The organism is Streptococcus infantis (assembly GCF_047463615.1).
Classification (GTDB): Bacteria; Bacillota; Bacilli; order Lactobacillales; family Streptococcaceae; genus Streptococcus; species Streptococcus infantis_X.
This window is the reverse complement of the sequence record NZ_JASHDO010000016.1, coordinates 1-12,958: the sequence shown is the minus strand read 5'-3', so window position 1 is coordinate 12,958 and position 12,958 is coordinate 1. Positions and strand designations below refer to the sequence as shown.

The window sequence follows — 12,958 nt, the reverse complement described above, 5'->3', positions numbered from 1 at the left end:
GGCGGTTAGAGGTTCGACTCCTCTAGGGTGCATTTTTTCTATTTAACTCGGGAAGTAGCTCAGCTTGGTAGAGTACTTGGTTTGGGACCAAGGTGTCGCAGGTTCGAATCCTGTCTTCCCGATTGATATTACAAGAGTAAGAACACTAGTTGTTCTTTTTTTATTTATTATAAATATTCTTTATAACCTTTCAATAAAATAATTCTAGCTCTATAATTTCTGTAGTGGGTAAATCCCCTATGGATCTTATGGAGCCTATTTTTGTGTAGAAAAAAAGTCCCATAAGATCTATAATGAAAAGCGACAAAACAACTCATTAGAAAGATTCATATGGAACAATTACATTTTATTACAAAACTCCTTGATATTAAAGACCCAAACATCAATCTGGATTATGAGGCTCCACATTGTCCTAATTGCAGAAGTCAAATGAAGAAATATGATTTTCAAAAACCTTCTAAAATTCCTTACCTTGAGACGACTGGTATGCCTACCAGAATTCTTCTTAAAAAACGCCGTTTCAAATGCTATCATTGCTCGAAAATGGCGGTCGCTGAAACTTCTATCGTTAAGAAGAATCATCAAATTCCCCGTATTATCAACCAAAAAATAGCTCAAAAGTTGGTTGAAAAAACTTCTATGACTGATATTGCTCATCAGCTGGCTATTTCAACTTCAACTGTCATTCGAAAGCTCAATAACTTCCACTTTAAGCATGATTTTTCTCGTCTTCCAGAGATTATGTCTTGGGACGAGTACGCATTTACCAAGGGAAAGATGAGCTTTATTGCACAAGATTTTGATCAGCTCAATATCATTACTATTCTTGATGGAAGAACACAAGCTATCATCCGAAATCACTTTCTGCGCTACAATCGAGCCGTTCGTTGTCAGGTGAAAATCATTACTATGGATATGTTTTAGCCCTTACGATACCTTAGCTAAACAGCTTCGCTTTCGAATTTCTAGGCTCAGGCTGAAACAGTCTCCCAGACTGTTTCACTCCCAAATGCAAAAATTGTACTTGATCGTTTCCACATTGTTCAGCACTTAAGCCGAGCTATAAGTCGAGTTCGTGTCCAAATCATGAATCAATTTGATAGAAAATCCCATGAATACAAAGCTATCAAGCGCTACTGGAAGCTCATTCAACAGGATAGTCGTAAACTGAGTGATAAACGTTTTTATCGCCCTACTTTTCGCATGCACTTAACAAATAAGGAGATTCTAGACAAGCTTTTGAGCTATTCAGAAGACTTGAGACACCACTATAATATCTATCAGCTCTTGCTTTTTCACTTTCAGAACAAGGAGCCAGACAAATTTTTCGGACTCATTGAGGACAATCTTAAACAGGTTCATCCTCTTTTTCAAACTGTCTTTAAGACATTTCTCAAGGACAAAGAGAAAATTGTCAACGCCCTTCAACTACTCTATTCCAACGCCAAACTGGAAGCGACCAATAATCTCATCAAACTTATCAAACGAAATGCCTTTGGTTTTAGGAACTTTGACAACTTTAAGAAACGAATTTTCATCGCTTTGAATATAAAAATGGAGAGGACAACGATTGTCCTCTCCAGATGTTAGCTTTTTATTCAACCCACTACAGTTGAGAAAGAGCCATAATTCTTCTCAGTTTTTCCTGACTTTTTTTTTCTTATAAAACTTTGCTGAAATATTAAAAAACTCTTATTTGTTAAAAAAATCACAAATATTTGAAAATATAGGAAATATATTATATAATTAACCTAAATATAAAGCGTGAAACACGCAAGGAGGAAAAAATATGGCAACATTTTACGTTCCAGCAGTCAACCTTATTGGTAAAGGTGTGGTAAATGAAGTTGGTCCTTATGTTAAGGAGTTGGGTTACAGTAAGGCTATTTTGGTGACAGATAAGTATATCGAATCAAGTGATATCTTGCCAAAAATTTTAAAACCTTTAGATGATGAAGGGATTGCTTACGTTATCTTTAGTGATGTTGAACCGAACCCTACTTGTAAAAATGTCATGGATGGGGTCGCTGCTTTGAAAGAGCACAACTGTGACTTTATCATCTCGGTCGGTGGTGGCTCTCCACAGGATGCAGCTAGCTGTATTTCTGTAATCGCGACTAATGGTGGTAAACCGCAGGATTATGAAGGTTTGCATAAGTCTGCTCAAAAAGGCCTTCCTGTTGTAGCGATCAATACTACTGCAGGTACATCAGCAGAAATTACTATCAACTACGTGATCACTGATGAAGAACGTAAGGTTAAAATGGTAATGGTTGATAAGAACAGTCTTGCTCTTATCTCTGTTAATGACCCTGAATTGATGGTTTCAAAACCTCAAGCTTTGACTGCTGCTACTGGTATGGATGCTCTTACTCACGCTGTTGAAGCTTTGGTAACACCAGGTGCTTATGATGTGACTAAGAAACTCTCTATCGGAGCTATCGAGCTGATCAAAGAATATCTTCCACGTGCAGTAGAAAATGGTCACGATATTGAAGCTCGTGAAGGTATGGTTAATGCTATCTTCCTTGGAGGGATGAGCTTTAACAATGCTGGACTCGGCTATGTTCACTCAATGGCTCACCAATTGGGTGCTGTCTATAACTTGCCTCATGGCGTTTGCTGTGCTATGCTTTTGCCAGTCGTTGAGCGTGAAAATGCCAAACGTGTACCTGTAGCCTTCCGTAATGTTGCTAAGGCCTTGGGAATGCAAATTGAAGGAAAATCAGATGAAGAATGTGCTTCTTATGCTATTTCTGAAATTGAAAAACTTTCTGAAACTGTCGGTATTCCTAAGAAATTGACAGAACTTGGTATCGAAGAAAAAGACTTTGACTTTGAATACCTTTCTAAGAATGCCTTGATTGATGCTTGTGCACCAGGTAATCCATTCATGCCAACTTTGGAAGAAACCATTGCTTTCTATAAGGAATTATTCTAAGCAAAGCTACTTTGGAATTTTTTAGGGATAGTAAATTTAAGATTCTTACATTACGAATTCCTCCCGAATATTCAAATAATGTACTAAGAAATCAAATACTATTTCTATAATTTAAAACCAATAATATTTAAGAAGAACTATCCTCGTGATAGTTCTTTTTTGGAAAATTTGATATGCTAGGATTATGAAGAAAATTAAAATCGCTGTTGTAGTTGTCCCTTTAAGTGGTCATTTGTATCCAACTATGAATTTATTACTATCTCTATTAGACAATCCTCAGTATGAGATTCGTTTGTTTACTGGCCCTCAGAAAAAGGCTGTTGCAGAGGCGGTTGGTTTTCAGGTTCTTCCCATTTTAGAAGGACACGTAAAGGAATTTGAAAAAGCTGCCAACAATAAGGAGCAGTTAGGAATTATTTCAGCCTATCGGCAGTTGTCTGCTAGTCTTGATTTGGTAAACCTAGTTTCGGACCAATTAATCCAAGAATGGACAAATCATCGTCCGGATATTGTCATAGTGGACTTTATCACACTATCTGGTGGACTTGTAGCTGAGCAGATGGGAATTCCGTGGCTAACAACTATGGCGACCCAGTTTGCGATTGAGACGACAGATGGACCTCCTTGTTTCTTTGGAGGAATGGGGACTCCCCAGAATAGCTGGCAGGTTTTACAACAGTTTCTTGGGAGAAAAACAACTCGTGTGGGAAAACGGATAGTATCTTTATTATTACGAGACCGCTTAAGGCGTTATCATTTTAAACTTTACAATCAGAAAGGCCAAGAAACTATTTATTCTCCCTATTCTATCTTAGGTATTGGTATGAAAGAAGTAGAATTAAAAAAGGGATTTCCAGAGCACTATAGCTGGGTAGGTCCTTTTGGTGCTTCAGTTGAGACGGTAGAAGACTATCCTTTAGATTTATCTCTCTTTGCTGGTCGAAAGAAGGTTCTAGTATCTTGTGGGACACAATTGGAGTGGGCAAAAGAAAATCTCATTTTTCAAACAAAAGAACTTGCCAAAGCTCATCCAGACTGTCACTTTTTTATCACTCAAGGTTTAGGTCAACAAGAATTTCAATGCGAAAATCTCATGGAGAATCTATCAGTTGTTTCTTATCTTCCTTACAAAGAATACATTCCTCAGATGGATTATGTGATTCATCATGGTGGAGCTGGAATTTTTTATCAGTGTATCATTTATGGTAAACCAGCTTTGATTTTGCCTCATGACTACGACCAATTTGATTATGCTGTTCGTGGGGTGGAAGCGGGTGTTGCTTTCACAGCTAAAAGAGATAATAGCAAGGAGATTGGGCAGGCCTTTGAAAAATTAATAGCTAAAGAAAATTGGCCAGAATTGGAGAATCTCCGCCAGGCTGCACAATCCTATCATCCAACAGAAATTTTGGAAAGCGAAATCCACCGTCTGTTAGCAGATAAGGAGAAAGAATGATGAAAAAAGTATTAGTTACAGGAGCTACTGGTTTCTTGGGTAAATATGTTGTAGAAGAACTAGTTGAGCATGGTTACCAAGTGCGAGCTTTTGGTAGAAACAGTCAAGTGGGTCGCTCTTTAGAGAATTCTTCGGTTAGTTTTTTTCAGGGTGATTTGACCAAAGCTGATGATGTGCTAGAGGCTTGTAAGGGGATGGATCTGGTCGTTCATGCGGGAGCCCTATCAACAGTTTGGGGCCCTTGGGAAGATTTTTATCAGGCCAATGTTTTAGGAACTAGATATGTTCTCGAGGCATGTCGCCAAACAGGTATTCAACGTTTAGTCTATGTATCCTCACCAAGCATTTATGCTGCTCCTAAGGATCAGTTGGCTATCAAAGAAAGTGATGCTCCAGAGGAAAATAAGCTCAATAATTATATCCGTAGCAAATTGGCTTCAGAGAAGCTCTTTAATGATTATCCAGATGTTCCTAGTATTATCTTGAGACCTCGGGGACTGTTTGGGATTGGAGATACCAGCATCTTGCCACGAGTGATTAATCTGAGTCAAAAAATTGGCATTCCTTTGATAGGGGATGGGCGTCAGCTCATGGACATGACTTGCGTGGAAAATGTTGCTTTCGCAATTCGTTTAGCCTTAGAAGCTCCAGAAGCCAAAGGTGAGGTTTATAACATTACTAATGGTGAGCCGAGGGCTTTTAGAGATTTGCTAGAGGAAAGTTTGACAGGCTTGGATTATCCAATCAAATATAGAAAAATTCCAGCATCTCTCTTATCAGGAATTGCAAGTAGTTTAGAATTTCTATACAAGACCTTGAACCTTAAAGGGGAGCCACCTCTAACTCGATATACCTATTATCTGCTCCGCTATAGTCAAACGCTGGATATTAGCAAGGCCGAGAGGGAATTGGGGTATCATCCGAAAATTAGTATTTCAGAAGGGATTGAACAATATGTCCAAGATTATCGAAAGCATTGAGTATTTCCCAGCGGGATATTGTACTAGTTATGCCGGTTTGCTTTTTAAGGGTGTCAAGAATAGAAAGATGACTTTCCCTGCAGGAGTGTTCCTTATCAAGCACAGGGATAAGGGCTATCTGCTCTATGATACTGGCTATCACTATGATATTAAGACCAAGTTACGCTATGGTTTATATCGTTTAGGCACACCCGTTCAAATGACGGAAAAAGACCAGATTTCGCACTTGCTGAAGGCTAAAGGAATCAAGCCAGAAGAAATCAACTATGTCTTGTTGTCTCATCTACATCCAGATCATTTGGGAGGAGCTAGCTTCTTTCCGAATGCAAACTTTATCCTGACCCAGGAAGTCTATGATGTTTACAAGAACCCCAAACTAAAAGATTTAATTTTTAAAGAATTTTTACCGAGTGACTTCGAAGAAAGATTGACAGTCATCAAGACAAATCAGCAAAACTCCAACTTCAATTATCGTTCCACCAATGATCTTTTTGGAGACGGCAGTATCCTTGTAGCTTCGATAGATGGGCATGCTAAGGGTCAAGCCTGTCTCTTTATTCCAGATTATCATCTCTTTATTGCAGCAGATCTTTGCTGGGGAATTGACCTTTTACCCTATACGAAACAGATGCATCTGATTCCTTCCTTGGTGCAAGATAGTAAGGCTGACTATATCAAAGGAACAGAGCTCTTGGAAGAGGTTTTAAAGGATGGAATAGAAGTGCTCGTTAGCCATGACCCTGTAGAAAGGATTGAGCAGATTTTGTATGAAAAAAATAACCTTTCTTAAAACTTTTATCCAAACTCGTTGGCTACATAATTTTAAATCTCGAGAAGCCTTAGAAAACTATCAGAAAAAGCAGTTGGCTGCCTATATGGACTTTCTCAAATGTGAGTCACCTTATTTTAAAAATGGTGTACCTAGTGACTTTGACCATATGGATAAGGCTTTTATGATGACGCATTTTAATGAGCTTAATACTCAAGGAGTGGATCGAGACGAGGCCTTGGCTTTGGCTATCGAAAGTGAAAAGACTCGAAATTTTACAGAACTCAAGGGAGAAATAGCAGTTGGGCTGTCTTCTGGAACATCTGGACACCGGGGACTCTTTATCACAACTGAAAAAGAGAGAAGTATGTGGGCAGCGGCTATCTTGGCAAAGATGTTGCCCAAAGGTCACCTTTTTGGGCACCGCATAGCCTTTTTCCTCAGAGCGGATAATGAATTGTATCAGACCATCAATACGGCGCTTATTCGTTTAGAGTACTTTGATATTTTCAAGAATACAGATGAGCATATCGAGCGTCTCAACAATTATCAACCGACCATTGTGGTGGCGCCTGCTTCTATGTTGATTGAATTGAGCAAGCGTCTGAAAGCTGGGGAGTTAGTCATTCATCCACAAAAAATCGTTTCGGTGGCTGAAATCTTGGAAGATAGTGATAAAGAGCGAATTTCGAGCGCTTTTGAGTTGCCGATTATTGATCAGGTTTATCAAGCAACGGAAGGTTTCTTAGCTTGTACTTGCTCGGCTGGGAATTTTCATCTCAACGAAGACATCATTATTGTGGAAAAACACTATTTGGATGACCGATGTTTTTATCCGGTGATTACTGATTTTAAGCGGAGCAGTCAGCCTGTTTATCGCTATCGGCTCAACGATATCTTGGTTGAAAATCCTGAACCTTGTCCTTGTGGATCTCATTATACAAGGATTGACAAGGTTGAAGGGCGTTCTGACGACATCTTCTATTTTGATGGACAAGATGGAGGTCAGGTAAGGATTTATCCTGACTTTATCAGACGATGCATTCTCTTTGTGGAGAATGTCGGAGATTACCAAGTCAAACAACATTCTGAGAAGTTAGTGGAAGTTTGTCTGAGTCGAAGGGACGAGCAATTAGAAGTAGCCATTACAGAGCAATTCAGACTCTTAGCTCAACAAAAAGAGTTTAAAGTACCTGAAATACGATTTTCAGATTATCATTGGGATACAAGTCGTAAGCTCAAACGTATCCAACGTTTATGAAAGGACAATAGACAATGACAGAAGTAAAAAGACATGTAGAAATCGCAGGTTATGGAGTTTGCCTGCCAAATCACACAGTAACATTTAAAGACCAGACCCGTTATCGTGTGGTTGAAAATGAAGAAACCCAGCTAGATCTAGCAGAAGTAGCGATTCAGCGTGCCCTTGAAAAGGCAAATTTAAAAATCGAAGATATTGATTGCCTGGTATCAGCTAGTGCGGTAGGTGTTCAGCCGATTCCTTGTACGGCAGCCTTGATTCATGAACGTGTGGCAAAAGGACTCTCTATCCCAGCTATGGATATCAATACGACTTGTACAAGTTTCATCTCTGCTTTATCAACCATGTCACATTTGATTGAGGCAGGAGAATATCGTCGTGTCTTAATTGTTTCCAGTGAAGTCGGTAGCTTGGGTCTCAATCCAAAGCAAAAAGAAAGTTATGAACTCTTTGGTGATGGGGCCGCAGCCTTTATTTTCCAAGCAAGTGACAAGGATAAGGGAGTGATAGCAAGCCTTCAACGCACTTGGTCGGAGGGAGCCCACGATACTGAAATCCGTGGAGGTCTGACTTCTTATCAACCAAAAGAATACTCTGAAGAAACCAAGACAAATTTTATGTTTGATATGAAGGGCAAGAAAATTTTACTTTTGTCAGCTCGTAAAATCCCAGGTATGTTTGAAGAGTTTCAAGAGAAAACACAGTTGGCTCTAGGGGATGTAGACTACATCATTCCCCATCAGGCTAGTCGCGCTCTTCCTTTGGTCATGGAAAAACTGGGTGTAGATGAAGACAAGTATCTTAATCTTGTTAGTGATTATGGAAATATGGTTTCAGTTTCTGTGCCATTTGGTTTAGCTTATTCTTTAGACCATGGCTTGGTCAAAGAAGGCGATGTAGTTTACCTGATGGGAACTGCAGCTGGTATGACGGTCAATATGTTGGCATTAAAATTGTAAAATAAGAGCAGGCATGTATGTGGTCTGCTTTTTTTGTTGTTCACCTCAGTTGGAGAATTATCGGCCTAAACAGAAAAGACTTGATAACTTTTACGAAACTAAGTATACTAGAGTGTAATAAGCGTTTTCAGATGGTATATTAGGGAGTATACTTAGAAATTGAGAGGGAGATATGGGGATAAGAAAATTTCGATTATTGATGTCCAAGTATGGCTTTAGTATTGCGATTATCCTGATAGAATTATTTCTTGTTTTCGGAATTATTCTTTACATGAGCCAGATTGCTCCAATTATTTGGGTGATTCTTGTATTTCTGGTCAGCGTGGCAACTGTTTTAGCCATTGTTAATCGTTCTATGTCGCCTGAAAGCAAGGTGACTTGGTTGATTGTGACCTTTGTGCCAGTGTTTGGTCCACTGCTTTATCTCATGTTCGGTGAGAGAAGACTATCAAAAAAAGAACTGAAACAGCTGAAGGAACTACGCTCCATTACTAACCATGAAAAGAGTGAGTTTGCTCTTCATCAAGGGTTAAAGGATAGAGATAAGTCTGCTTATGGGATTATCAACGCCTTGCTACATATGGATAGCAATGCAGAGGTGTACGAGCAGACAGATTCTCAATTTTTCTCTACTGGAGAGGCTATGTGGAGACAAATCTTAGAGGATTTGAAAAAGGCTGAGAAATTTATCTTCCTGGAATACTATATTGTCGAAGAAGGCTTGATGTGGGACAGCATGCTTGAGATTCTCGAAGAAAAAGTTGCTCAGGGTGTTGAAGTTAAGATGCTCTACGACGATATCGGCTGCATGGTGACATTGCCAGGTGATTATACTGTGCATCTCCGATCTCGGGGAATTGAGGCTTATAAGTTTAATAAGGTAATTCCTCGTATGACAGTGGCCTATAATAACCGAGATCACCGCAAAATTTTGGTCATTGATGGTCAGATTGCCTATACTGGTGGCGTCAATCTTGCGGATGAGTATATCAACCAGATCGAACGTTTTGGCTATTGGAAAGATAGTGGCCTTCGTATAGATGGCCCAGCTGTTCAGGCTTTTACAAGACTATTTCTCATGAACTGGTACATCAACCGTGGTGAAATCAGTGACTTTGATCAGTATCATTTGGAAAATCAGACACGACCAGGTGGCGGTCTATGTATCCCATATGGAAGTGGACCAAAGCCTATCTATAGAATGAAGGTGGGTAAAATCGTCTATCAAAACCTGATTAATCAAGCGGAAGATTTTGTCTATATCACCACGCCTTATCTCATTATTGATTATGATTTGACAGAGGATATCAAAAATGCGGCTATGCGAGGCGTAGATGTGAGAATTGTCACTCCCTTTGTACCAGACAAGGAGCTTATTCAACTGATAACACGAGGAGCTTATCCAGATCTTTTGTCTGCTGGTGTCCGTATTTATGAGTATACTCCTGGTTTTATCCATAGTAAGCAGATGATTGTTGATGATCGATACGCAGTTGTTGGAACCATAAATCTAGATTATCGTAGCTTGGTTCATCACTATGAAAATGCGGTTTTGTTGTATGAAACACCATCGATTGCAGATATTCGTAAGGACTTTGAAGAGATTTTTGAAGTATCGCAGGAAGTATTCCCAGGGACGATCAATCTTACTTGGTATCAAACATTAATCAAGGAAGTGACCCAGTTGTTTGCGCCAATGCTTTAAGTGAAAGAGCTAGTTCATCTGTATAATTAGAGAAAGAGAAGGTTTGCCGTCTCTTTTTCTGTAAGCTTAGCAGTTTAAAAATAAGGCTTTCCTTTATTAGGAATGTACATAAGATGATAAGGTTCAGAAATATGAACTCCGAAAGCAAGTATAAAGATTCAATCAGGTTTCAAAAAGATTTTGTGTGGATGTTTCTAGACTAAAGTACACGACAAAATTATTTGATCTTTATGGAATATAAAGCTATACAAATGGGAAGAATCGTTACTACTCTCCTGAATTTAATACGTTGAAAAAGACTACTTCCGGTCTGTAAAATATATCAAAAGCAAGATTTAAACATAATAGTGTAACATCTAATCTATTTTAAAGTTAATAAGTTTTTCAGTAGTATGAGTAAGGAAGTTTCAAAAGAAGAAGGGATAGGTTTTTAAAAACAACTTAACCATCCATTGTTTATATATAATTTGTATCTTTTGATTTATTAATTTGTATTTAAAATTTAATCATGTTACAATTGAAATTGAAATCGAATAGAAAAGGAAAATGCAAACGTGGGCACACTATTAGCAACCAGATTAAAAAATAGACGAAAAGAATTAAAAATGTCTCAGCGAGAATTGGCCGAGGGGATATGTAAACAGGGACAGATTAGTCGATTAGAGAATGGAGAATTTACTCCAGGAGCAGACTTTTTATATGCTCTGTCTAAGAAGTTAAAAGTTAGTATAGATTATTTTTTTAATGAGCAGATTGTAGAAGAGATTGATGAGCTATCAGAGTTTAAGAAGTTAGCCCAGACATTTATCACAAATCGAAATTATGAGTCTTTGAAATATATATATGAACTAGAGAGTGTAAAGGTACATCGCTTATCTCTAGTAGATAAGTTTTATATGGAGTGGATAAAATCTCTTATAGATTTTTATTTCAATGGGCAAAAAGAGGAGGCTGTGGCAAGATTGGAGAAGGTACTGTCTCAGTTAAATGTAACTGACCTGTTCTACCTTCAAGTTTCAAATACTCTATTTAATTTTTATTTTGATATTGAAGATTTAGAGAGTTTTAATGAAATTCGAAAAAAGTTAGAGTATCAAGTAAATCAACTCAAGTTAAACACAATCGAAGAATTAAACCTTTCTATTAAATGTAATTATAATGTTTGTCGCTATCTATGGTTGCAGAATAATACTGAAGAGGCTATTACTAAAATCACGGATACGATAAAGCAATGTAAGACGTATAGAACAACGTATCTTTTGGCTGATTTGTATTTATTGATGGGAAATGTAAGTAAGAGTTTTTCTTCTAAAGTTGCAGTAAAAGAGTACTTTGAAACGGCTTATTTCCTGTATAAGCTTGAGGGAAATATGTCAATGGCTCTTAAAATCGAGCATTACATTGCAGATATAACAGAATAGTAAAGACGATGTTCAATTAAGCATCGTTTTTTTTTAATCTAGAAAGATACAAATATGTATTTAATAAAAATAAATAAAAAAATATTATAAAAATAATTGACATAATAACATTGAAGTGCTAAACTAAAGGCAAAAAATAAAATAAAAGGAAAGAAAGCTGTGAATATCAATAAGAAAACGTTTTACACAATTACTTTTGGTGAGTTTATATCAAATGTTGGAGATAGATTTCAGAAAATTGCTTTTCCAATCTTAATTTACCAAGAATTTCATTCGTCTTTTGCAATGGGAGGAATGGTGATTATTGAATTGTTACCTCAATTCTTCTTGGGATTTGTTATGGGTTACTTATTAGATAATTTTAATAAGAAAAAAATACTATTATGGTCTACCTTAATACCTGCATTATTATGTAGTGTAATTCCGATATTATCTAAATATTCAGTTTCTATATTTTTTTACTATGTTATTGCATTTTTACTTCCTTTATTTTCGACACTTTTTCAAACAGGATTCTCAGTCATTACCCCTGCCTTATTTGAGAAGGAAGAATTGCAAAAATATAATTCTCAGTTTCAAGGTGTACGAACTATTTCAAAATTAATTTCTCCAGCTCTTGCAGGGGTTCTAATGTTAAAATTTAATATTAATAGCATTTTTTTTATAAATAGTGCTTCTTTCTTGTTGTTATTTCTTTCAATATTAATTTCATATATTCCCGATCAAGAACACAAGGAGAATGGTAATGATGATATAAAAGAAATTTTTGTAGGTTTTAAAGAGAATTTTACAAATATTAAGTTGAGGATTTCTTTACTCTTTACTATTGTTGTGAATATCGCTATGCTAGGCTTCAATGCAACGATTATTTATTATTTACAGGATCAATTAAAATTATCAAATAGTCTTGTTGGGATTGTTTACTCAATTGCTGGATTTGGAAGTTTGATAGCAGTAACCCTTCTTTCTACTTTTTTGAATAAGAAGGATGCCTTTATCTTGATGAATATATCAATGGCAACCATCCCACTTGTCATTATGGCGAGTGGAATAGTAAAAAATTGGATATTTTTTGGAATTTGTTATTCAATTTTGAGTGGATTAATTACAATAGCTTCTGTCTCGATTACAACAATACAGCAACAAGAAAGTACTGTGTATAATATTGGAAAGATACTTTCTAGTTCTTTTGTAATAGCTACCATTTTTGCTCCTTTTGGAGGGATTTTGGCTGCTTATTTTAATTGGCTTTTAAACCCAAGATTGAGTCTAGTTATTTTGGGATTGTTAAGTAGTTTATTGGTTATTCTTATAAAGAGTTATGAAAAAAAGCTAACTAAGAAAAAGAACTGCAATATTTATTAAGGAAGATTAGTAGAACAATGATCATTAGAATTAAATATTATTAATTAGTAGTAAAATAAAAAATTGAAAAAGGTTTTACATAATGTACTATATAATTTAGA

General features: G+C 36.9%; 9 protein-coding genes, 1 tRNA gene and 1 pseudogene. All 11 read left to right on the top strand.

Translation table 11 applies throughout. The features are described 5' to 3' along the window. Window positions 1-48: 48 nt before the first annotated feature. The 11 genes and pseudogenes from QM874_RS09700 (at window position 49) to QM874_RS09650 (ending at window position 12,857) form a co-directional block, all read left to right on the top strand. A tRNA-Pro gene (locus tag QM874_RS09700) sits at window positions 49-122 on the top strand. Window positions 123-330: 208 nt separating this feature from the next. Next, window positions 331-1,590 (top strand): annotated as a pseudogene (locus QM874_RS09695) (transposase). 199 nt (window positions 1,591-1,789) lie between these two features. Then, the gene (locus tag QM874_RS09690; protein ID WP_414317113.1) at window positions 1,790-2,941 is read left to right on the top strand and encodes an iron-containing alcohol dehydrogenase; all 1,152 of its coding nucleotides are present in this window, start codon (window positions 1,790-1,792) and stop codon (window positions 2,939-2,941) included. A 184-nt stretch (window positions 2,942-3,125) separates the two neighbouring features. Next, on the top strand, window positions 3,126-4,397 hold the full coding sequence (locus tag QM874_RS09685) for a glycosyltransferase (RefSeq protein ID WP_414317112.1): 1,272 nt from the start codon (window positions 3,126-3,128) through the stop codon (window positions 4,395-4,397). Next, window positions 4,397-5,377 carry an NAD-dependent epimerase/dehydratase family protein gene (locus tag QM874_RS09680; protein WP_414317111.1) on the top strand — a complete coding sequence of 327 codons (981 nt, stop codon included), beginning with the start codon at window positions 4,397-4,399 and terminating at the stop codon, window positions 5,375-5,377. Before QM874_RS09685 ends, QM874_RS09680 begins: the two co-directional genes overlap by 1 nt. Next, complete coding sequence (locus QM874_RS09675) at window positions 5,352-6,167, top strand: MBL fold metallo-hydrolase (protein ID WP_414317110.1); 816 nt, start codon at window positions 5,352-5,354, stop codon at window positions 6,165-6,167. Before QM874_RS09680 ends, QM874_RS09675 begins: the two co-directional genes overlap by 26 nt. After that, on the top strand, window positions 6,145-7,407 hold the full coding sequence (locus tag QM874_RS09670; protein WP_414317109.1) for a F390 synthetase-related protein: 1,263 nt from the start codon (window positions 6,145-6,147) through the stop codon (window positions 7,405-7,407). Before QM874_RS09675 ends, QM874_RS09670 begins: the two co-directional genes overlap by 23 nt. A 14-nt stretch (window positions 7,408-7,421) precedes the next feature. Continuing rightward, on the top strand, window positions 7,422-8,366 hold the full coding sequence (locus QM874_RS09665; protein ID WP_414317108.1) for a 3-oxoacyl-[acyl-carrier-protein] synthase III C-terminal domain-containing protein: 945 nt from the start codon (window positions 7,422-7,424) through the stop codon (window positions 8,364-8,366). 172 nt (window positions 8,367-8,538) lie between these two features. Further along, window positions 8,539-10,071: a cardiolipin synthase gene (gene cls, locus QM874_RS09660; protein WP_414317107.1), complete on the top strand. Its 1,533-nt coding sequence runs from the start codon at window positions 8,539-8,541 to the stop codon at window positions 10,069-10,071. Window positions 10,072-10,625: 554 nt separating this feature from the next. Then, a complete protein-coding gene (locus QM874_RS09655) occupies window positions 10,626-11,492 on the top strand; it encodes a helix-turn-helix domain-containing protein (RefSeq protein WP_414317106.1) in 867 nt (288 codons plus the stop codon). Between the two features lie 159 nt (window positions 11,493-11,651). Then, complete coding sequence (locus tag QM874_RS09650) at window positions 11,652-12,857, top strand: MFS transporter (protein ID WP_414317105.1); 1,206 nt, start codon at window positions 11,652-11,654, stop codon at window positions 12,855-12,857. The last annotated feature ends 101 nt before the right edge of the window (window positions 12,858-12,958 follow it).